Source organism: Hymenobacter jejuensis (assembly GCF_006337165.1).
Lineage (GTDB): Bacteria > Bacteroidota > Bacteroidia > Cytophagales > Hymenobacteraceae > Hymenobacter > Hymenobacter jejuensis.
In genome coordinates this window covers 4,712,445-4,732,800 of sequence record NZ_CP040896.1, presented here as the reverse complement: position 1 = coordinate 4,732,800, position 20,356 = coordinate 4,712,445, and the positions used below count along the sequence as shown (strand labels likewise).

Genomic DNA, 20,356 nt, shown 5'->3' with positions numbered 1-20,356 from the left:
AATAATACCGTTTCCTACTGCTCCTCAGAGGTTGCTTTTAACCGAAACCCAACCGCCGCTACGCTACTTGGCCGCCTGAATCTCTGCCACGGCCTGCTCGACTAGCGTAGTTGTTTCGGCCGCATTGGGGCGAGTGGCTTGGTGCTGTTGCAATTCGCGCAGCAACGCAATGAGGCGGGCATCCACGCCGTAAGGCTTGTAGCGCACCGCCAAGTCTTTGATGCGCGTAATGCCTTGGCGTAAAGCCGTTGGGTCGTCGAGGCGTCCGAGCAGTGCAGCGAATCCCGACAGCATGTTGAAGCGCCCGTTTGCGTCGGCCGCGTCGAACTTGGCCATGACCAGCGGCCACTTCGCCGGGCCGCCAGCCTGGCCGTACACTTCCACCAAAGCAACCGTCAAGGCGCCCTTGTTGTCAGCCTCGAAGGCCGTCGCGCGCGCTAGCGCCTGCTTCGGATCCAGAGGCAACATCGCCTGCAACGCCGCGCCCTGCACCCGGTACGATTTGCTTTCCAGCGCTTTACCAAACAGCTTGGCGTAGCGTTTCTCTTTCAGCGTACCTAATGCCAGCAGGGCCGCCGCCTGCACCTGCACCACCGAATCGTTGGTCGCCAGTTTCGCCAAAACGGGCGCCGCGGCTTTGCGCAGGGCTGAGTTCTGAAGGTCGAGCTGGTCGATGGCCAAGCTGCGCAGCGCGGGCGACTTGTCGAGCAAACCCGCTACTAAAATCTTCTGCGCCAATGGGTTGGCTATTTGGGCTTTGGCGGCTGCTAAGGCTTCGCGGCGGTCGAGGTAGCGGGGCGCGTGGCGAAATTGATAGGCAAATTCTGCCAGCGATTTATTGTCCTGCTTTTGCCAAAGCAGCACTTTTTCGGCGTCCACGTTCACCAGATCAGGCCTAGTGGCCGACGGGAAGTAAAGCGTATCCACGGCACGGCGCAGCGTGACAGGGTAGTGCTGCGTGCGCCCTCCGGCATAAACATCCACCGTAAGCGGCAGGATAAACGGCTCGCCGGCCTGCGTCTGATGCACGATCACGGCTTGCTGTTTCCGAGTCGCATCCCATTGGTAATCAAGGGTTACGGTAGGGTGGCCGGCGCGGTAATACCACTGATTGAAAAACCAGTTGAGATCCTGGCCCGAAACTTCTTCCAAGGCCAGCCGCAGTTGGTGGGGTTCGCCGGTGCCGAAGGCATTTTGGGTTAGGTAGCGCTGCAAGCCCTTGAAAAACACGTCCTCGCCCAAGTAGTGCCGCAGCATGTTCAGGATGGTGCCGCCCTTTTGGTAGGTCACGGCATCGAACATGTCCTCTTTGTCGTCGTAGTGAAAGCGGACTAGCGGCTTGGTGTAGTTGGCGGGGGTGCGCAGGTAAGTGCTTTGGCTGCGCTCGGCCTGGGCGGCGCCGGCGTCGGGACCGTATTCGTGCTCGGCCCACACCACTTCGCAGAAGTTGGCAAACGACTCGTTCATCGTCAGGTTGCTCCAGCTTTCGGCCGTTACGTAGTCGCCAAACCAGTGGTGAAACAGCTCGTGGGCGATTTCGCGCTCCACGCCGGCGTATTCCCAATCCAGCAGCTCGCGGGCCGTGCCCTGGGCCTGCTCACCAAACAGAGAAGCCGTGGTGTTTTCCATGGCCCCACTCACGTAGTCGCGGGCGACCACCTGGGAATATTTATTCCACGGAAAAGCCACCCCAAGGCGCTCGGAAAAGAACTCGAGCATGCGGGGCGTCTTGCCAAAAACCTGCCGGGCCTGGGCCGTGTACCGGGGTTCGAGGTAATACGCCACTTCCTTGCCGCGCCACGTATCCTTGGTGATGCGGAAGTCGCCGATGGCCATCATGACCAGATACGGCGCATGGGGCTCGTCCATTTTCCAGGTATCGGTGCGCAGACCGGGGCCGGCTGCCGCTTGGCCCACCAGCTTGCCGTTGGAGAGCGTGACGTACTTGCTCGGCACGGTTAGGCTGATTTCGGAGGTCGTTTTCTGGTTAGGCTTGTCGATGGTCGGAAACCAGGCCGAGTTGGCCTCCGATTCGCCCTGCGTCCAAATCTGGACCGGCTTGCCCGCCACCGCGCTGTCGGGGTTGATGAAATACAGGCCTTTTGCGCCCGTAATGGCCGCGCTGCCTTTGGCCTTGAGCTCGTCGGGCTTGGCGGTGTATTCAATATAGATGGTGTACGCCTCGCCGGCCGGTACTATCCGCCCCAAGTGCACCAGCAGTTGCTGCTGATTGTAGTCGTATTTCAGGGGCTGCGATGCATTGCCCTGCACCAACGCAATCGCCTTGATATCCATGCCCTTGGCATCCAGGCGCAGCGAATCGGTGGGGTAGCCGTGGGGCTTGAGCGTCACCCATTCCTTGCCGTAGAGGTAGCGCTTGGCGTAGTCGAAGCGCACATCCAACTTGGTATGCACCAAGTCGTTGACTTTGCGCTGGGTGGCGCGGTAAAGGGTGTTGGGTTGTTGGGCCAGCACCGGGGCAGCGGTAAGCAGGCCGAGGGTCAGGAGGAGAAGGGTCCGCATAGGAGCACAAGGTAGGGAGCCTTGGCGTTGCCGCAATTCATCCTGCACAGACTCGCCAAGCGGCAAGCTGAAATCGGTAAGGTTGTATTTATATCAAGACATGAAAAACATGCCTATAAGTATTTGATTATCAAATGCTTCTAGGCATGTTTTTCATGTCTTTCTAGTTCAGCTGAGACGCGGCAACGGGCACTGTGGCAGCTGTTTCGACTTTCGTAAGATCTTTGAGAATCTCGTAAGAACGGAGGCGCGCTGCGTGGTCGTAGATGTGCGAAACCACCACCAGTTCGTTTACCTGGGTACCCTTCACGAAGGCTTCGAGCTGCTTCTGCACCGTGGCCGGCCCGCCCACGAACGAGTAGGCCATCATCTGCTCGACGGCTTCTTTCTCCATCTCGTTCCAGAGGCCGCGCATGCTATCGACCGGGGCCTGCAAGGGCTTGGTCGAACCGCGGATAACGCCCAAGGCAAACTGATGAAAAGAGGTTGTGAGCCGTTTGGCTTCGGCATCCGTGTCGGCGGCAATGACGTTCACGCACGCGGCCGCATACGGCTCCGATAGATATTCAGAAGGCTGAAAATGAGCCCGGTATAGGTGCAGCGCCGCCTGCAAATGCGTGGGTGCGAAATGGCTGGCGAAGGCAAAGCGCAAGCCCAGCATGCCGGCTAATTGCGCGCTGTACGTGCTGGAGCCCAGCAGCCAGATCGGAATGTCCAGCCCCTCACCGGGAATGGCGCGTACTTTACTGCCACGGTTTTCGGCCGACAAATAAGCTTGCAGCTCCTGCACGTTCTGCGGGAAGTCGTTTACCGAACCCTGCAAATCGCGCCGCAGGGCCATGGCCGTGAGCTGGTCGGTTCCGGGCGCGCGGCCCAGGCCCAGGTCGATGCGGCCAGGATACAGCGTGGCTAGGGTGCCAAACTGCTCGGCCACCACCAGCGGCGCGTGGTTGGGCAGCATCACCCCGCCCGAGCCAACCCGAATGGTGGACGTGCCCCCGGCGATGTACCCGATCAGGACGGACGTGGCGGAGCTGGCAATGCTGGCCATGTTGTGGTGCTCGGCCAGCCAAAAGCGTTTGTAGCCCCATTGCTCGGCGTGCTGTGCCAAATCGAGGCTGTTGCGAAATGTATCGGCAGGCGTTTTTCCTTCTAAAATGGCTGCCAAGTCGAGGACCGATAGGGGCAGCGCAGCAAGTGGTGTTGACATAATATTGAAAGCTAGCCGGTAAAACAACCTGCTTAGGGCGGTTGTTCGCTTTGCTATCGAATACTGTCACAACTACTTGCGAGTGAGGTGTTTACCTGCAATGTTTCTGAAAAAGGTTAATTTGAGCATACCAGTGGTAGCTCAAACCACCCTTTTCGTTTTGCATCTGGTCGTGCGTCTTTTTGACTTACCGCCCTTGGGCGTAGGCGTTCCAGGCGCACGTCGGCAATGCCGCAGGGTAGCTGGTGGCGTAGGCATTGTCGCGCCAGCAGTTGTCGGCACCGGTACCGTCCCAGAGCAAGTCGACGCCGGGCAGCGGAATGCCGGCGGGCGGGGCCATGCCGTTGTGCACCAACCGGTTTCTGACAATCTGCGCGCCATCCGGGTCGGGGTTGATGAGCGCGAAAGCCTCATCCGGCAAGCCCGCCAAACCGCCCAGCAGCTTCGTGCTGACTACCGCAATGCCCAGGAAATTGTTGTCCTGCACCCAGTTTTGCGCCACGCGGGTGCCGTCGGTACCCACGACCAAAATGCCGGAGCCACTGGGTACAAAGCTTTCAAAGCCCGCGCCCGGCTCGGCAAAATTGATGTGGTTGTTTTTGTACACACGGTTCTTTTCCACCACTATATCCGTGGAAGTTGTCACGCGTAGGCCCGGCAACAGCACCACCAATATGCCCGCTACGTTGTCGTAGCACTGGTTGTTGGTGGCCACCACATGCGAGCAGTTTTCGATTTCGAGGCCGTTGACGTTCGCAAAAGCCTTGTTGTTGCGCATTTTTATGTTCTCCGACTGGCCCACGTAAATGCCCGTATCGGTGTGGCCGCTAGCCGTGCAAAACTCAATCAGGCCGCCGTTGCTGAACAGCGGGAAAAGGCCGTATTCGCCACATTTGATGGTAGTTACGTGGCTGAGCACAAAGTCATTCACCCGAATTAAGATCACGCCGTTTTCCTCAAACCCACGCAGCGTCACGTTGTACAGCTCGAAGCCGTCGGCGTTGCTGGGTTCGGGGCTGCGGCCGCCCACGAAAATGCCATCCTCGGCCTCGCCGGGGTTTTCAATGACCACAAACGGGCTCCCGACGATCTTGATATGGGGCTTATTGACCTGAAAAGATTCGCGGTAGGTGCCGGGCAAAATCAGGATCAGATCGCCGGCTTCGGCCTTGTCGATGGCCGCCTGAATGGATTTGCCGGGCTTCACTATCAAGTCGGGCTTCTTCAGCTTCAGGTCGCTTTGCGCTTCCAGTTGGTACGTGTCGGGCGCTATCTCGTGCTGGGCGCCGTCTTTGCAACTTGCTAATAATAAAATGCTTAGCCAAAGTAGGATGCTGGCTGGCTGGTCGCAAAGAACGCTAAGGGCCGTGGGTATATTGCCAATAAATTTTTTCATAAAAATTTATTCGAATGGGGTGAGCGGCATGGGTCGGATACATCTGGCGAATGAATTATTCGGACACGATGGCTCGTTCCGGCGTTTGGCAACATAGTAGCCGCCCGGTCGGGTAAAGGACTGGTAGGCAAGTGCTTGTTGCAAGCAAGGCGGCCTGCCATCTTAGCTGCCAGATGGCCAAAGGGCCTGTCGGAAGAACAAAGGGTGCCAACCGAAGCATTTTCGGCACAACAGGGTAGTTTTCCGGCAGCACCAACTGTTGTGGGCCCATCGGCGCTGCCTTCGCCACAACCGGCTGCTCAGCAGCAGCGCGCACAGGAGGAGTTGGGCATAGGCAAAGTGCGTTAGGGAGATGAATATTAGAAAGTACGAATTTATGTGCAGACGGCCAAGAGCGCGGGTTTTGGCTCTGCATCCAAGCTCCGCAGTAGGCGCGCGGGCGGCAATCCGAGCTTTTTTTATTTAGCAAATAATTTATAATCAATATCTTATTAGTGAGTTGCCTCCTAACGTGCTGCTCCCTATGAAAACCCTGTGGCTCTTTTGCTGGCTTAGCTTCCTGACTGTGCAGGCAGGTATTGGAGCGCAAGACCCGGCGGCCGAGCGGTTGCAAGCGGCTGTACAGGCCAATTCACAGCCCGATACGGCACGTGTAAACCTCCTCAACAAATTGGCTTTTGCGTTGCGGGCCAACGCTTCTAAGCGCAGTCTGGCGGCTTACCAAGAGGCCCTGAGCCTGGCGCGCAAGCTGGGCTACATGGAGGGCGAGGCCACGGCGCTGCTGGGGCTGGGCTTTTACTATCGGTTTCGCAACGAGTACGGGCTGGGTCTGACGTACACCAAGCAAGCCCAAAAGCTGTTTCAGGAGCTCGGCGACGAGCTTAGCCAGATCGCGTGCCTGTATAATTTGTCGTATGCGGTGTCGGGGCAGGGGCAGTTTTCCCAAGCCATGGCCTACAGCCTCGAAGGCCTGCACATCGCGACAGCCCTGCACAGCCAGAAATGGATCACGTTGCTCAACAGCCAGCTAGGCAACACCTGCCTAACCGTAGGCGAATACGGCAAAGCCGAGCAATACCTGCTGCACGGCCTGCGCCTGGCCCAGCAAGCCGGCGACCAAGACGGTATCGTGCATTGCCTGTCGGGGCTGGGCGAGCTGTACGGCCGGCAGCGGAAATGGCCCGAGGCCCTGCGATACCAAGAGCAGCAACTAGCCCTGGCTGAGCAGGCTGGCAACCAAGGCTGGATCACCATTGCCCAGTTGGCCATTGCCGAAGTCAATGAGCGCATAGGCGACTACCCGAAGGCTTTCGCCGGGTTATTTCAGTGTCTGAAGCGGTTGCGGAAGCTTGATGCGGTCGGGAGCCTGCCGCGGGCACACCTCATCCTGGCGCGGGCCTATCTGCACACCGATCGCCCGGACAGCGCCCTGATTTACGGTCAGAAGAGTTTGCAAGCCAGCCAAAGCAACGGCACCAAGAGCGTAAGCCGCGATGCCAGCTCAGTGCTGGCCGAGGCCAACGCCCGGTTGGGCCGTTTCGCTGAGGCCTATCGCTATCATGTGCTGTTCATGGATTACAAAGACAGCCTCAACAGCCAGGACTTGCTGCGCCGCACGGCTGCCTTGCAGTACACCTACGAGCTCGACAAGCAGCAATCGCAGATTCGGCTGCTCACGCGCAACGAGCAGCTCAGCCGCCAACGCGCCAACCAGCAGCGGCTGTTGCTCTTCGGCTCGCTGGCTGCCCTCACGATTGTGGCCGGCTTGAGTGTGCTGCTGTGGCGCAACAACCAGCAAAAGCAGCGCGCCAACGCGTTGCTTAGCCAGCAGAAAGAGGAAATGCAGGCCCAGCGCGACCAGATTCACCAAGCCCTTACCGAGCTTCGAGCCACGCAGGCGCAGTTGGTGCAACAGGAAAAAATGGCGTCACTGGGCGAGCTGACGGCCGGTATTGCCCACGAAATGCAAAACCCGCTCAACTTCGTCACCAACTTCTCTGAAGTAAGCGCCGAGTTGGTAGCCGAGCTGCGAGCCGCCCACGCCAACGAGGCCGCGCCGGCGCAGGAAACGGACCTGTGGGCCTCCCTGACCCAAAACCTTTACAAGATCAAACAGCACGGGCAACAGGCGTCGCGCATTGTGCGGGGCATGCTCGAACACGCCCGTCGGCCGGGCGGCGTGCGGCAGCCGACCAACCTCAACACGGTTTGCATCGAGTATTTGCGCCTGGCCTATCACGGCTGGCGCGCCCACGGCCCAGCGTGTTCCGTGGAAGTCCGGACCGAGTGGGCACCGACCCTTCCGCCCGTGCCTATTGTCGTGGCCGAGCTAGGGCGGGTGTTGCTTAATATTTTGGCCAATGCATTTTATGCCGTCGAGCAGCGCAAACTACAGGAGGGAGCCGGGTACGAACCGTGGGTGCGGATCAGCACGCACTGGGTTGGCGATCAGGTGCTTATCAAGGTGCGCGACAACGGCGTAGGCATCCCGGAGTCCATTCAGCGCAAGATCTTCCAACCCTTCTTCACGACCAAGCCGCCGGGCGAAGGCACGGGCCTGGGCCTGTCGCTCAGCTATGACATTGTTACTCAAGGATATGGCGGCTCACTCACCGTTGAGAGCCAAGAAGGTGAGTACACCGAATTCACAATCGCCCTGCCTCTGACCGTATTGGATAACGCCCCGTTGCGCTACCAAGCCCAACCCGAAACGACCGAAGGAAACTAAGCAGTCTGCGCCGGTACGCCAGCATTTCAAAAATAATACTATGTATATAACCAATTGATTGTAAATTAGTTATATGCAATGTTTTAAAGCTTTAATCTGCTCTGTTAGAACTTCAGCGTGGGCGGCAAATACTTGGCAACCAACTCCTCGTAATAAGGGCGTAGCTCAGACCAGTTGGGCGGTGTGGGGCTTTTCGAGTAGAGGTCGTAGGGGTTAAACAGATCGACCCACTTGAACATTGCGCGGTCGTGGGCGTCGAGCAGGTGCGCGTAGGCGTTTTCGCGGTGCTGCGGGTAAAAGGAGTGGTAACGCAGCATGTACAGGGCCGGCTCGGGCAGGTAGTCCTTCACCATGTGGTACACGTATTCGTCATGGCCCCACGACATGTGTACGTTGCGCAGTCCGCAATGTCGCTCGTACACACCAAGTTGCGTGTTGTAGCGCGGGTCGTGCGCGTCGGGGTTGTGTTGGAAGAATTCCGCATACACGATTTTATCGGAGAAAGCGCAGCCCACTGGAAACGTGTCGCCCACCACGGCCCACTGCGCTTCGCCAAACAGGCACAGCACCTTGCCCATGTCGTGCAGCAGCCCCACCAGCACAAACCAGTCGGGGTGCCCGTCCTGCCGAATCGCTTCTGCAGTTTGCAGCAAGTGCTGAAACTGGTCGAGGTCGGTGTCGGGATCCGAGTCGTCCACGAGCTGGTTCAGAAACTGAAACGCATCCCACACCGGCATTTCGCGCTTGTCGAAGCCCAGAAACTCCTGGCGCTTGGCCTGCACAAAGTCGTAGGTTTGGTGCAGGTGGTTGAGGCGGTAAAACTCCCGCACCGAATCGCGGGTGGGCTCCACGTAGTTGCGGTACGCATCCGTATCGCGGCCTTGCGCAATCGCGTCCGGGTCGGGGTAGCGGTTCAGCAGGTCGTCTTCCCAAAGCTCGAGGCTTTCGAGTGGGGTTTTGTCGGGTGAGCTGGGGCTGTTTTTCATAGAGCGTCAACTACTTAGCACCGGTGCGGCGCCACTTAGTAAAAATGCTCATTCCCGGGCAGCTTTGCTTGGAAAGGGCTGACTTTCTTTACGCAAACGCTTTCGTAATCAGCGAGTTTGCTTTCAAATCCGAGCCCTTTGCGCCCCAGCGGTAAGTAGCCGTGCATCTGTGAAAAGAACGTCGCGGCAGTACAAGTAATATAAACACGGTTTTACAACAATATTTTCGTAAATTATCCTGCCGGCGTTACCGAGGCAGGCCGCCTGGGTACGGCTTACTTTATACCAGCCCCAGCCATGCAAAACATCCTTGTTCCTACCGATTTTTCGCCCGAAGCGCACAACGCGTTTGAAGTAGCTACGCAGTTGGCCCACCGCACCGGCGGCCACATTACCCTGCTCCACGTGGTGGATGCCCCCGCGGCCTCCGGCATGATCACGACCGGCGGGATAGTGGGGGGCTCGTCGCGGCATGGTGTGTACATGGTGCAGCTGCTGCAACAGACCAAGCGGCGCATGCATGAGCTGATGTATGAAGTGGCCCGCAAGTTTCCGGAGGTGCAGGTGCAGGATCGCATTGCCACCGGCCACGTCGACGACTCGATTCTGGAGGTGATTCAGGAGCACCAGATCGATTTGGTGGTGGTAGGGGCGCAGGAGCACCACGCCGTAACGCACTTATTCACACCCGACTCGCACGCCGAGCGCCTAGTGCGGCTTTCGCCTTGCCCGGTGCTGACGGTGAAACATCCGGCGCCCAATTTCGACGTGCACTCGATTGTTTTCGCTTCCGATTTCGCCGCCGAAGCCGATTTGGCTGTGCCCAGCCTGCGGCAGGTGTGCACGGCGTTCCCCGAAGCCGAACTGCATCTGCTCGATGTGGTGACGAGCGCCGAACAGGCCGATGCCGCCCTTGAGCGCATCAAAGCCTTTGCCCAGCGACATCAACTAGCTGCATATCAACCCGATGTGTACAATGCTCCGAAAGTACGCGCGGGCATTCCGCGCTACGTCGAGCAAGCCCATCCCGACTTGGTTGTAATGCTGAGCCATGGCCACACGGGCCTACGGCATTTTCTGCAAGGCAGCGTGGCCGAAGCCGTAGCGGTGGAAACCGCAGCACCGGTTCTGACCTTTCATCCTCCGGTTGAGGTAACACGCTAACTACTAAGAAATTAAAAGAGTTAAGCGGGTGCCGCACAATGCGCCCACTTAACTCTTTTTCTGTTTGTCTTACTTACGATCCGCCAGAAATTGGCGTTGCGGTGTCGGGCTGCGGGATAATGCCAAATCGAGCGCCCCGGACATCCACAATAACGGTGTGGTCGCGGAAGACCTCATTGCCGAGCATGCCGCCCATGCCCGAGAAGCGCATTAAGGTGCTCTGCCACAGGCTCATGCCTTCAACATAGGTGACGGTGCGTAACGGTACGGCCGTATTGCCCAGCTGCAAAGCCGCCGCCGTTGAGATGGTGTGGTTCGTCAGGGTTTTGCCCCACGAATTGACAGCATCGGTGCGTTCGGTGGCGGTGGGTTTCGCCAGCGCCTGCCAGATCGTTTTGCTGGTCAGGAGGGCAAAAGCACTGCTGCCGGAGTCGAATAGCAACTGCTCCGTTTTGCCTTGCAACCCGGCTTCCAGCAGGAGCCGACGACTTTTGTACGCAAGGGGCACAAACGCGGCGCGGCGCACTAGGCTATCGGGCACTTGCGGAAGGAGGCGGAATTGTTGGCGGCCGTAATCGAGCACCAGCGCCCGGCCGTCCAGCACGTCGGCCCCCAGCGTACCAATGATTACCGGCGCGGTGCTATCGGCTGGTAATTCCTGAGCGCCGTAGCGCAGCACGCGCAGCCGGCGGGCCTGCACTCGAGCCTCGCCTAACGCAAAATCGAAGTTATGCAGCGTGTCGGCCTGGGGCAGCAGAGCTTGCTGCGTAGCTGGGTAGCGGGCCCGCAGCGCCGCCAGCGGATTAGCGTAAAGCACCGACGAAGGCGCCCCGGTATCGAACTGAAAGTAGCAGGTGCGCGGGCAACCGGTGATGCGTACAGGCACGAGCAACGCGGCGTGGGGCAGGGCGGGTTGGGCTTTCGTATCGGCCAGCCAGACGAAGTCACATGAGGCGGGTAGCCCCGTTACTACGAGCTGGTTGGGGGCCGGCTCAAACTGGTTGCGGAAGAAAAAATAGCCACCAACGCCGCCCGCAACGAGGAGCAGCAACAGGGAAATCAAAACTTTGAAAAGGAGTTTCATAGGGCGCTAGCCGGGGGGTGAAGGATTGCGTCAAAAGTAGGAGCCCCAATTGCCTCGCCCGTGCGCCATATTACCGACATTTTGCCGCCATTATGGTTAAGTATTTGTGTATCAATGAATTATCTATAGCCGGATGCGATAGACGTCGAGGCGACCCCGGCGCAATTGCAGGGCGTAGTACCCAATGGTAAGTGCGTTCAGCGCATACGTGACCACCATCACGCCCACAAAAAGCCCCGGCACAACTACCTTAAAATACCGGGCCGCCACCAGCTGCCCCACTACGGCCAGCAGGAAGGCAAAGAAGCTCCCGGCTTGCCACAAAATCTGGAAACCGAGCACGCGCCGGCCCAAGTCGGCGACGTGCGCTGTGTCGTGGCGACGGGCCCGCCACAGCAGCAGCGGCACCACCAAGTTGAGCAGCGGCACGACCAGAAAGCTCAGGGCGCTCAGGTTGAGCAGCTGCAAAAATTCAGGGTCGGAGCGCAGGGCCGGAGCAGTCGGCGCCGGCACGGCCGCGGGTTCGGGCGCGGCCTGCAACGCTTCGAGCGGCACGTCGAGGGCGGCGGCCAGCGCCTGCACCGTGTGGCCGCGCGGAATGGTGTGGCCCTGCTCCACGCGCTGGATGGTGCGCAGGCTCACGCCCGATTCTTCGGCCAACAATTCCTGCGACAAGCCTTTGCTTTTGCGAAGGTCGGAGATGCGGGCGGCTGAAAACGTAGACATCAAGTAGAATTTCAATCAAAAGGAACGGGAAAGTTTGCGCCGCCTGCCTGCGCCGGCTGTGCAATTTCTGCTTCTAAAGCTATCGTTTTTCGTTGCGACGGTTAGAAAAAATTACGTGCACTACTAAGCATTGGCGCGAATGTTAGAGTTGGCCGCTGTTCCGCTTGGCTGGCCTTTCGTACTTTGCCCGCATGATGAAATCTTTCGCCTTGCTGCTGGCGCTCGGGACAATCTTCGGATTGGCAAGTTGCCAGCAAACGCCCTCCGCGGCCGACCAGTCTGCTCAATCCACTCCGCCTTCTGCGCCTGCAGCCGTTTCGGCTGGTGCTCCTACCGAAGCCGAAGCCCGCGCCGCCGTTGCGCGCTACCTGCAAAAGGAGCCCAACGTCGCCCTTTTTCAGCTCGATTCGGCGCGGGTCGTGGACGTAGACACGCATTGGCAGGTACTCGTGCCCCGCACCGATTGGGCGAAGCGCATGCCCAATGCCGCCGCCTTCGAAGTCGATAAACAAACCGGCAACGTCACGACCCTTCGCGTGAAGTAGGGAATGACTTGCCAGCCAGTCGTTCTGCTACAAGAATAGATGTAACGATAAGTTATTGTAATGCAATACTTTACGAAAGTACTTTCGCCGCTACTGCTCACCTTCGGTAGCTTTTCGCTGGCTGCTCAATCCACACCCATCGACCGCAAAGCGCTGGTGGAGCGGCACAAAGTCGTGCTGACCTCCACGGATACGCTGTCGTCGCTGTCGGTGGGCAATGGAGCGTTTGCTTTTACTGTGGATGTAACTGGTTTGCAGACCTTTCCGGCATACTACGAGAAGGGCGTGCCGCTGGGTACGGAGTCGGAGTGGGGCTGGCATTCGTTTCCGAACACAAAGGGCTACAAGTTTGACCAAAGCTTGCGCGAGTACACCCTGAACGGCCGCAAAGTCAGCTATTCGGTGCAGGTGAAAACGCCGGGCGACCAAGAAGCGGTGGAGTATTTTCGGGCCAATCCGCACCGGTTGCAGCTGGGCAACCTGGGGTTCGTTATCCTGAAAAAGAACGGGCAGGCGGCCGGGATCAAGGATATCCGCAATATCCGGCAGGAACTCAACCCGTGGACCGGCGAAATCAAAAGTCACTTCACGGTAGAAAATGTGCCTGTCGAGGTCGTGACTGTGGGGCATCAGCAGCAGGACGCTGTGGCCGTGCGCATCGAATCGGCGCTGCTGAAAACCGGGCGGCTGAAAGTGGCACTGCGTTTCCCGTTTCCGACCGCCGCTTGGGCCGATATGGGCACCAACTACGCCCACAGCGATCAGCACAAATCGGCCATTGCAGCGCAGCAGAAAGGCACTGCCTTGGTGGTGCACCAACTCGATACCACCAAATATTACGCCGCCCTGAGCTGGCAACAGACCGCCACGCTGGCGGCAGGCCGGGCCCACGAGTTCGTCCTGACGCCAGGCAAAACCGAGCAGGTGCTGGAGGTCAGCTGCCGCTTTTCGCCCCGCCCGCGCCCTGCGGCTGCCCCGGCATTTGCGGCTACCCGCCAAAACAGCCAGCAGCAGTGGCAGGCCTTCTGGCAAAGCGGCGGGGCGGTAGATTTTGGCGGTACCACCGACCCGCGTGCCACAGAGTTGGAGCGCCGCATCGTGCTATCGCAGTACCTGACCAAGCTTCAGGGGGCTGGCTCCGTACCGCCGCAGGAAACCGGGCTAGTGTTCAACAGCTGGTATGGGCGGCCGCACATGGAAATGATCTGGTGGCATTCGGCGCATTTTGCGCTGTGGGGCCGCTCCGCGCTGCTCGAAAAAACCCTGACGTGGTACGCCCGCCCCGACGTGCAGGCTGTGGCGCGCGGCATAGCGCAGCGCCAGGGCTACGAGGGCCTGCGGTGGCAGAAAATGACCGATCCGTGGGGGCAGGAAGGGCCGTCGTCGGTGGGGGCATTTCTGATCTGGCAGGAGCCGCACTTTATTTATATGGCCGAAGAATGCTACCGTGCGCACCCCGACGCGGCCACGCTGAAGCTGTACCAAGACCGCGTGTCGGCTACGGCCGACTTTATGGCGTCGTTCCCGTTTTTCGAGCAAGACAAAGACCGCTACATACTTGGCAAAGGCGTAATTCCGGCCCAGGAACGCTTCAAGCCCGAAGAAACCTTCAACCCGACGTTTGAGCTGGTATATTGGAATTGGGCCCTGAATACGGCTCAGCAATGGCGTGTGCGCCAAGGACTTGCGCGCAATGCCAAGTGGGATGCCGTGCTGCAAAAGCTCGCCAAGCTGCCCCAAGCCGACGGCGTGTACCTGGCCGCCGAAAGCGCTCCGGATTCGTACACCAACCCCGAGTTCAAAACCGATCATCCGTCGGTGCTGGCGGCGCTGGGCATGATGCCCGCCACCGGCCAGCAGGACGCCGCCATCATGCGCCGCACCTTCGACCTGATCTGGAAAGATTGGAGCTGGGACAAAACCTGGGGCTGGGACTTCCCCATGACCGCCATGACCGCCACCCGCCTCGGCCTGCCCGACAAAGCCGTTGATGCCCTGCTAATGAAAGTGCGAACCAACACTTATCTGCCCAGCGGCCACAACTACCAAGAAGGCCGGCTGCCCATCTACTTGCCCGGCAACGGTGGATTGCTGACCGCCGTTGCGCTCATGTGCGCCGGCTACGACGGCTGCAAAGAAGCTAACCCCGGCATCCCGAAAAGCTGGAAAGTAAAGTGGGAGGGCTTAAGTAAAATGCCCTAGCATTACATAAGCGATTGACTATAAAGTATTTATAGGTGGGTCGCTAATTCCCGGATTGCTGCATGATGTGTTCTCTGTCGTCGGGAGCTACAGGGGCAGTTTGTCGCGCAGGGCGCTGTAGGTCCAAGTGCCCGCCAGGGCAGCCACAATCAGCACGGCGGCCGAGGCCACACCGCTGCCGAGTTGGGCAAACAGCGGGCCGGGGCAGGCACCCGTCAGGGCCCAGCCTAACCCGAAGATAAGGCCCCCGATCCAGGTGCCGTGGGTGAATTTTTTATTGGTGAGGGTGATGGGCTCGCCGTGGATGGTTTTGAGCCGGTTGCGCTTGATGAGCTGAATGGAGAGCAGCCCTACCACGATGGCCGAGCCGATTATGCCATACATATGGAAGCTCTGAAATCGAAACATCTCCTGAATCCGGAACCAGCTGATCACTTCGCTCTTGGTTAGGATAATGCCGAATAACGTGCCCAGTGTCAAGTACTTACTCTTTTTCATGGCGCAGCCCGAATTAAAATAACAGCGGATAAATGACCCACGTCATCAGCAGACCGCCCGCGAAGAAACCAACCACGGCTACCAGCGACACCCACTGCAAATTTGATAGTCCCGAAATGGCGTGGCCCGAGGTGCAGCCCCCGGCGTAGCGCGTGCCAAAGCCTACCAAAAAGCCGCCCAGCACCAGAAATACCCAGCCTTTCCAGTTGGCTAAGTTCTCAATAGCAAACAGCTCTTTGGGTAGCAGGCCCGAAAAATCGGTCAGGTGCATTTGCGCTTGCAAGTCGCGGACGGTGTCGGGCGAAATGGCCACTACGTCGGGGTGCCCCAACACGCGGTAGCCCACAAAGCCGCCAAGGGCAATGCCGAGCACAAACCACAGGTTCCAGCTTTCGGCGCGCCAGTTGTAAGTCAGAAAAGGAATGTTGGCCGGTACGCAGGCCGCGCACATGTGGCGAAGCGAGCTGCTGATACCCAACGCTTTGTTGCCAACGAGTAGCAGCGCAGGCACAGTCAGCCCGATCAGGGGGCCAGCCACGTACCAAGGCCACGGCTGGCGGAGTAGGTCAAGCATGCACTAGAAATTCGGGAAGGAAATAGGGAGAGGCTAGCGCACCTGCGGTTCGGGCCAGTCGAGCACGCCCCCGAGCAGATTGCGCACGTGCGCAAAGCCTGCCGAACCGATCTGGCCTGCGGCGTTTGCGGAGCGGGCGCCGCTGCGGCAGTACACGTAAGTAGGCTGGGTTTTGTCGAGGGCGGCCACGCGCTGCGCGAAATCCGGGGCCGTCACGTCGAGGTTGAGGGCGCCCGGCAGATGGCCCGCGGCAAACTCATCGGGGCGGCGCACATCAAGCAGCACTGCGCCGGGTTCACGCAGTCCTTCGGCAAATTGAGCGGGTGTCAGGTTCTGGTAATTCGAAGATGATTTCAAAAAGTCAAACATGGTATGCTGATGGCGTTTTATAAATCTCAGTTAATGAGATCTTTAGTAAATGACCGCAGTCGGCTGGAAGGACTTTACCGCTTCGCCTAAGTCGAACACCCGCGTAGCAGGCAGAACCGGGGCCACGATGCTAGCACCGGCGGCGGAGCGGTAGCCGCCGGCACAATGGACCACCACTGGCTTACCGGCCGGAATTTCTCCGGCTCGCTCGCGCAATTCGGGCAAGGGGATGTTCAGCGCGCCTTCAAACAAAGGCTCCGCTTTGGCTTCCGCGGCATTGCGGATGTCGACAACGGTATAGTTTTCCGGGTGCCTACGGAAGGCGTTCACGTCAAGCTGCGGCAGCGTGGCTTCGGCCGAAGGTGAGCCTATCAGCGCGCCTTTAATCAGGGCCTCGTAGCCGATTTTGGCCGTTTTCCGAATCAGATTTTCCAGATTCTTTTCGTCAGCCGCTACTAAATAAAACGACTCTTCGGGCCCCACGATGGAGCCCAGCCAGGTTTCAAATTTGCCGCCTTGCTGAATGTTAAGCGCGCCGGTCACGTGCCCTTGCTTGAACTCGGCTTCGGGGCGTGTGTCCACCACCAGCACACTGGGCTCCAGGGGCGCGCCAGTTGCCAAGCGCTTCACTTGCTGCACGCTCGGAGCGTAGGCCGGGGCACCGGCTTTGTTGAGGGCCACGTCGTAGCCGAAGTACTTAGGAATGAAAGGCTGATCGGCCAGCAGTTCCTTCACGAAATCCTCCTCGCTCATCGGACGTAGGGCGTAGTTGCCGGCTTTTTCGGCCCCGATGGTGCTGCTGTTGGCTCCGCTGAGCGCCTTACCGCAGAGGCTGCCCGCGCCGTGGGCCGGGTACACCAGCACGTCGGCTTCGAGCACCATCAGCTTTTCGCGCAGCGAGTGGTACATCTGGCGGGCCAGCTCTTCGCGTTTGGCCGTCAGGTTGCCGGCTTTCTCGCGCAGGTCAGGGCGGCCCACATCCCCGATGAAAAGCGTATCGCCCGTAAACACGGCCACGTCCTGTCCCTCGCGGCTGAGCACAATGCTGATCGAGTCTGGCGAGTGGCCAGGGGTATTCAGGGCCCAGAAAGTGAGTTTGCCAACGGTAAAGGCGTTGCCCTCGTCAAATGGTTCGTGGGCGTAGTCAGCTCCGAGCAGCTTGCTCACGCGAATGGTCGCGCCGGTCTGCTGGGCAATCTCTAGGTGTGAAGACACGAAATCGGCATGCGGGTGTGTCTCGATGACGCTGATGATGGTGGCGTCGTGGGCCTTTGCAAAGTCATAATACGGCTGCGGGTCACGGGCCGGGTCGATGAGCACAATTTCGCGGGCGCATTCGCTCAGGATAGCGTAGGAAAAATGCGCTAAGCCCTTGTCTTCAAACTGTTCGATTTTCATGGAAACTTCCGAAGTAAAGAGTTTTGGTTATGTAAATAACTTGTAATCAGATAGTTACTTATGGATAAAAACCAGCTCCCGCAGTAAGATGAAAGTCCCCATACCTAGCGTGAACCAGCCGAAAGCCGGCTTGAGCTTAGCCCCTGGAATAAAGCGGGCTAGGTAAGTGCCCAGCACAATGCCGCCCAGGGCAAAAGCCAGAAAACCCAGCAGAAACGCCCAGGCGATGGGCGTGCCCGCGCTCAGATCGCCCGTAAAGCCGATCAGGGAGTTTAAGGCAATGATGGCCAGCGATGTGCCCACGGCCAGCTTCATGGGCAGCCGCGCGCCCAGCACCAGGGCCGGAATAATCAGAAAGCCGCCGCCCGCACCTACAAAGCCCGTGAGCAGACCCACCACCAGACCGATGCCCAAGATGAGAAAGTAATTGAAGGCGTGCTTGTGGTGCAGCTCTTCATCAAGTATCGTTTCGGCCTGCTGGCTGCGAATCATGGAGGTGGCCGCTACTACCATCAGCACGGCGAAGGCCACCAACACCAGCAAGTCTTTGGTAAACACCATCTTACCTACTGTGAACAATTCGTGCGGGATGGCGGGCAGCAAGACTTTGCGTACCAAAAACACGGCCGCTAACGAAGGCAGCAAAAACACCACGGCCGTTTTCACCGACACCATTCCTTTGCGGAAGTAGCCCGAAGCCCCCACCGCCGCCGTGGAGCCCACCACAAACAAGGAGTAAGCCGTGCTCAGCACCGGGCTCACGCCCATTAAGTACACCAGCACCGGCACCGTCAGGATGGAGCCGCCGCCGCCCATGATGCCCAGGGAGAGGCCAATAAAAATGGCGGCGAAGTAGCCGAAATAATGAAGCATGCGGGGTGGAAGAACGTATGAAATTATGAATGGGTGTTCATGTATTGCGCTAAAAAATGCCTTGCTTCTTACAGAAATGTGCAGGCGGCCAAGCACTGGATCACATCGATCACTTCGCGCATTTTCAGCGAATAAAACACGTTTTTGCCGTCGCGGTGGCTGCTCAGGATGCCTTTGAGCTTCATGCCCGAGAGGTGGTGCGAGGCTAGGCTTTGTTCCACCCCCAGCTTTTCGCTGATGTCGTTGACCGACATACTTTTCTGCGCGGCCAGCAGTTGCACGATGGCAATACGGGTGGGGTGGGCCGTCGTTTTGAGAATGAAGGCCACCTTTTCCATCTTTTCAATGGAAAGGTTCAGGTCGATAGAAGCGGGGATGGGAGGTGTCATCTTCTGCTGCAAATGTATGGTCATTTGTTCATATGTACAACTGTTCATGTTTGCCTAGCTCCATGCTTGCTCACACTACTGCTTCGGTGGCCGGGTATTCGCGCTATGTAGAAAGTCTGAGAGGTTAAGCGCGCCGAATTTTACTGGCAGTAGGGCTTCGCAGCCCTGTTCAACGTGGCGGCGGAAAAGCAGAGGGCCCACACCGCCTAATGCGGGTTGTGAATGTATAAGCAATTTAAATTCAATAAGTTATGTGGGCTTGTTCGGATTTTATGAGTTACCTTATGTTCTCGGTATGTTGACTCGAACTCGGTGAAAAGGTTCTTTTATACGTTTGTTAAAATAGGTTCACTCGCAGATGTGCGGCTGAAAACCTTCCTTCTATTTGCGCTCGCACTGGTTTTGTTTGTGTTGATGGAGCGGCGGCGGCTGCGCGAAAAATAGAAGAAAAAAGGCCCCGGCACTAGCAGGAACGGCCCGCAAACCTTTTCGGAAATTCCGCTGTATAGTATTGTGTATGAGGTACGAGCGAAGAAGGGTTGAGTATAGTCTCAAGTGGGGCACCGTACGCACTGCGTTGGTGCTGTTGTTTATTTTCCTGATGCTGGGAGCAGGTCTGGTTTGGTGGCTCCGCACGTAGGCGGTGCATCAGCAATAGAAGCAGATAGTAGGAAGGCTGGCTGAAAGCGGGTTGGTAAATTCGCTTAACCCTAGTGCTATGTCCATAGCCAGAGGATATTACTTCGGCTATCGGCAAGAAGCGACTTGGCTAACCTGTTGCCAATCAAGAGAATAGTGCTGGGCGGTCCGCGCGCTACCGGTTTTAGTTTCACCGGCAGGAAATGCCTCGCGGACCATCCATTGTTTCAGAACCTACGGGAGCCCCAGTAGCGCATATCCGACTGCAGCCGTGACGGCGCCAGTAAGAGTATTGAGTAGGTTGACCGCGTCGTTGGAAAGTATGCCACGCCGCTCGAGCGTAGCTCCCAACACCGAATCGGCTAGGTTGCCCACCGTGCCGGCCAGCGCCACTACCCAGAAGCTGTATGCTTGGGGCCAGCCAAAGCCCAAGGTGGCCACACCCGCTAGGAGGATGCTGCCTGTTAACCCCAACAGCGTGCCTTCGGCGCTGACTACGCCATCGCGGCCGCGCGTATCGGGGCGCAAGGTCAGGATGTTATAAAACCGGCGGCCGTAGACGGTGCCCAGCTCCGAGGAGAGCGTGTCGGCGGTGGCTGCCGCCAGGCTACCGGCCAAAAGAAGCTGGCAGAGTGGAGCATGGGCGGGCAACACCCAACTCACCAAGGCCGCAGCGCCAGCCACCCCGGCGTTGGCTACTACCTGGGCCGCGGTGCGCCGGCCGTGGTGCGCTTCCGCTACTCCCCAGCGTTGCTTGGTTGCGCGTTGCCAGACCGTCGCGCCTGAGCCCAGCAAGAAAAACAAAATCAGCAGCCCCAGGCCCGTATAACCGGTGCCTAGGAAAATCAATAGCCCGAGCGCCCCACCAGTGCCGGCTCCCGCGCGCGTGAGCTTGCCGGTTTGTAGGCTGTAAGTCATGCCCAAGCCGAGCAGCAACAGTACAGCACCCAAGGAAATCAACGGAGGCATTGCAGGAACTACAGGGGAGAGAAGCTGTAAGGTAGCCAAGAACCGCAAAGCCCATGCTCGATGGCTGTTTTCCTCACCATTTC

General features: G+C 58.5%; 17 protein-coding genes. 4 read left to right on the top strand and 13 right to left on the bottom strand.

Annotation, left to right across the window (positions count from 1 at the left end):
• Nucleotides 1-63: 63 nt before the first annotated feature.
• The 3 genes from FHG12_RS19495 to FHG12_RS19485 form a co-directional block, all read right to left on the bottom strand.
• A complete protein-coding gene (locus FHG12_RS19495) occupies nt 64-2,523 on the bottom strand; it encodes a M1 family metallopeptidase (RefSeq protein WP_139517380.1) in 2,460 nt (819 codons plus the stop codon).
• Nucleotides 2,524-2,686: 163 nt separating this feature from the next.
• On the bottom strand, nt 2,687-3,733 hold the full coding sequence (locus tag FHG12_RS19490; RefSeq protein WP_139517379.1) for an LLM class flavin-dependent oxidoreductase: 1,047 nt from the start codon (nt 3,731-3,733) through the stop codon (nt 2,687-2,689).
• A 187-nt stretch (nt 3,734-3,920) separates the two neighbouring features.
• Nucleotides 3,921-5,129, bottom strand: coding sequence for a parallel beta-helix domain-containing protein (locus FHG12_RS19485; protein ID WP_139517378.1), 1,209 nt, complete (start codon nt 5,127-5,129; stop codon nt 3,921-3,923).
• A 523-nt stretch (nt 5,130-5,652) separates the two neighbouring features.
• On the opposite strand from FHG12_RS19485, the gene FHG12_RS19480 reads away from it, so the two are divergent.
• Nucleotides 5,653-7,857, top strand: a complete 2,205-nt coding sequence (locus tag FHG12_RS19480; RefSeq protein WP_139517377.1) for an ATP-binding protein — start codon at nt 5,653-5,655, stop codon at nt 7,855-7,857.
• A gap of 104 nt (nt 7,858-7,961) precedes the next feature.
• Here FHG12_RS19480 and FHG12_RS19475 read toward each other — a convergent pair whose 3' ends face one another.
• A complete protein-coding gene (locus FHG12_RS19475; protein ID WP_139517376.1) occupies nt 7,962-8,843 on the bottom strand; it encodes an inositol oxygenase family protein in 882 nt (293 codons plus the stop codon).
• A 297-nt stretch (nt 8,844-9,140) separates the two neighbouring features.
• Here FHG12_RS19475 and FHG12_RS19470 point away from each other — a divergent pair, with 297 nt between their 5' ends.
• A complete protein-coding gene (locus FHG12_RS19470) occupies nt 9,141-10,007 on the top strand; it encodes a universal stress protein (protein ID WP_139517375.1) in 867 nt (288 codons plus the stop codon).
• Nucleotides 10,008-10,080: 73 nt separating this feature from the next.
• Here the strand turns inward: FHG12_RS19470 and FHG12_RS19465 are convergent, their stop codons facing one another.
• Complete coding sequence (locus FHG12_RS19465; protein WP_139517374.1) at nt 10,081-11,091, bottom strand: hypothetical protein; 1,011 nt, start codon at nt 11,089-11,091, stop codon at nt 10,081-10,083.
• A 123-nt stretch (nt 11,092-11,214) separates the two neighbouring features.
• Nucleotides 11,215-11,817 carry a helix-turn-helix domain-containing protein gene (locus FHG12_RS19460; RefSeq protein ID WP_139517373.1) on the bottom strand — a complete coding sequence of 201 codons (603 nt, stop codon included), beginning with the start codon at nt 11,815-11,817 and terminating at the stop codon, nt 11,215-11,217.
• Between the two features lie 191 nt (nt 11,818-12,008).
• On the opposite strand from FHG12_RS19460, the gene FHG12_RS19455 reads away from it, so the two are divergent.
• A complete protein-coding gene (locus FHG12_RS19455) occupies nt 12,009-12,362 on the top strand; it encodes a hypothetical protein (protein WP_139517372.1) in 354 nt (117 codons plus the stop codon).
• Between the two features lie 60 nt (nt 12,363-12,422).
• The gene (locus tag FHG12_RS19450; protein WP_139517371.1) at nt 12,423-14,564 is read left to right on the top strand and encodes a hypothetical protein; all 2,142 of its coding nucleotides are present in this window, start codon (nt 12,423-12,425) and stop codon (nt 14,562-14,564) included.
• 87 nt (nt 14,565-14,651) lie between these two features.
• Here the strand turns inward: FHG12_RS19450 and FHG12_RS19445 are convergent, their stop codons facing one another.
• The 7 genes from FHG12_RS19445 to FHG12_RS19415 all read right to left on the bottom strand — a co-directional run bounded on the left by FHG12_RS19445 (nt 14,652) and on the right by FHG12_RS19415 (nt 20,273).
• On the bottom strand, nt 14,652-15,062 hold the full coding sequence (locus tag FHG12_RS19445; protein WP_139517370.1) for a DUF6691 family protein: 411 nt from the start codon (nt 15,060-15,062) through the stop codon (nt 14,652-14,654).
• A 13-nt stretch (nt 15,063-15,075) separates the two neighbouring features.
• The gene (locus FHG12_RS19440) at nt 15,076-15,636 is read right to left on the bottom strand and encodes a YeeE/YedE family protein (RefSeq protein WP_139517369.1); all 561 of its coding nucleotides are present in this window, start codon (nt 15,634-15,636) and stop codon (nt 15,076-15,078) included.
• 33 nt (nt 15,637-15,669) lie between these two features.
• Complete coding sequence (locus FHG12_RS19435; RefSeq protein ID WP_230471205.1) at nt 15,670-15,993, bottom strand: rhodanese-like domain-containing protein; 324 nt, start codon at nt 15,991-15,993, stop codon at nt 15,670-15,672.
• Between the two features lie 54 nt (nt 15,994-16,047).
• On the bottom strand, nt 16,048-17,403 hold the full coding sequence (locus FHG12_RS19430; RefSeq protein WP_139517367.1) for an MBL fold metallo-hydrolase: 1,356 nt from the start codon (nt 17,401-17,403) through the stop codon (nt 16,048-16,050).
• Nucleotides 17,404-17,457: 54 nt separating this feature from the next.
• The gene (locus FHG12_RS19425; RefSeq protein WP_139517366.1) at nt 17,458-18,276 is read right to left on the bottom strand and encodes a sulfite exporter TauE/SafE family protein; all 819 of its coding nucleotides are present in this window, start codon (nt 18,274-18,276) and stop codon (nt 17,458-17,460) included.
• Nucleotides 18,277-18,344: 68 nt separating this feature from the next.
• A complete protein-coding gene (locus FHG12_RS19420) occupies nt 18,345-18,665 on the bottom strand; it encodes an ArsR/SmtB family transcription factor (protein ID WP_230471204.1) in 321 nt (106 codons plus the stop codon).
• Between the two features lie 873 nt (nt 18,666-19,538).
• Nucleotides 19,539-20,273, bottom strand: coding sequence for a DUF92 domain-containing protein (locus FHG12_RS19415; protein WP_139517365.1), 735 nt, complete (start codon nt 20,271-20,273; stop codon nt 19,539-19,541).
• Nucleotides 20,274-20,356: the final 83 nt, after the last annotated feature.

Excerpts from the sequence above, each read along its gene's own strand:
- FHG12_RS19475 (WP_139517376.1), bottom strand. The coding sequence starts at position 8,843 with ATGAAAAACAGCCCCAGCTCACCCGACAAAACCCCACTCGAAAGCCTC.
- FHG12_RS19455 (WP_139517372.1), top strand. The coding sequence starts at position 12,009 with ATGATGAAATCTTTCGCCTTGCTGCTGGCGCTCGGGACAATCTTCGGA.
- FHG12_RS19495 (WP_139517380.1), bottom strand. The coding sequence starts at position 2,523 with ATGCGGACCCTTCTCCTCCTGACCCTCGGCCTGCTTACCGCTGCCCCG.
- FHG12_RS19415 (WP_139517365.1), bottom strand. The coding sequence starts at position 20,273 with ATGCCTCCGTTGATTTCCTTGGGTGCTGTACTGTTGCTGCTCGGCTTG.
- FHG12_RS19420 (WP_230471204.1), bottom strand. The coding sequence starts at position 18,665 with ATGACACCTCCCATCCCCGCTTCTATCGACCTGAACCTTTCCATTGAA.
- FHG12_RS19430 (WP_139517367.1), bottom strand. The coding sequence starts at position 17,403 with ATGAAAATCGAACAGTTTGAAGACAAGGGCTTAGCGCATTTTTCCTAC.
- FHG12_RS19440 (WP_139517369.1), bottom strand. The coding sequence starts at position 15,636 with ATGCTTGACCTACTCCGCCAGCCGTGGCCTTGGTACGTGGCTGGCCCC.
- FHG12_RS19470 (WP_139517375.1), top strand. The coding sequence starts at position 9,141 with ATGCAAAACATCCTTGTTCCTACCGATTTTTCGCCCGAAGCGCACAAC.
- FHG12_RS19445 (WP_139517370.1), bottom strand. The coding sequence starts at position 15,062 with ATGAAAAAGAGTAAGTACTTGACACTGGGCACGTTATTCGGCATTATC.
- FHG12_RS19460 (WP_139517373.1), bottom strand. The coding sequence starts at position 11,817 with ATGTCTACGTTTTCAGCCGCCCGCATCTCCGACCTTCGCAAAAGCAAA.
- FHG12_RS19480 (WP_139517377.1), top strand. The coding sequence starts at position 5,653 with ATGAAAACCCTGTGGCTCTTTTGCTGGCTTAGCTTCCTGACTGTGCAG.
- FHG12_RS19450 (WP_139517371.1), top strand. The coding sequence starts at position 12,423 with ATGCAATACTTTACGAAAGTACTTTCGCCGCTACTGCTCACCTTCGGT.
- FHG12_RS19425 (WP_139517366.1), bottom strand. The coding sequence starts at position 18,276 with ATGCTTCATTATTTCGGCTACTTCGCCGCCATTTTTATTGGCCTCTCC.
- FHG12_RS19465 (WP_139517374.1), bottom strand. The coding sequence starts at position 11,091 with ATGAAACTCCTTTTCAAAGTTTTGATTTCCCTGTTGCTGCTCCTCGTT.
- FHG12_RS19490 (WP_139517379.1), bottom strand. The coding sequence starts at position 3,733 with ATGTCAACACCACTTGCTGCGCTGCCCCTATCGGTCCTCGACTTGGCA.
- FHG12_RS19485 (WP_139517378.1), bottom strand. The coding sequence starts at position 5,129 with ATGAAAAAATTTATTGGCAATATACCCACGGCCCTTAGCGTTCTTTGC.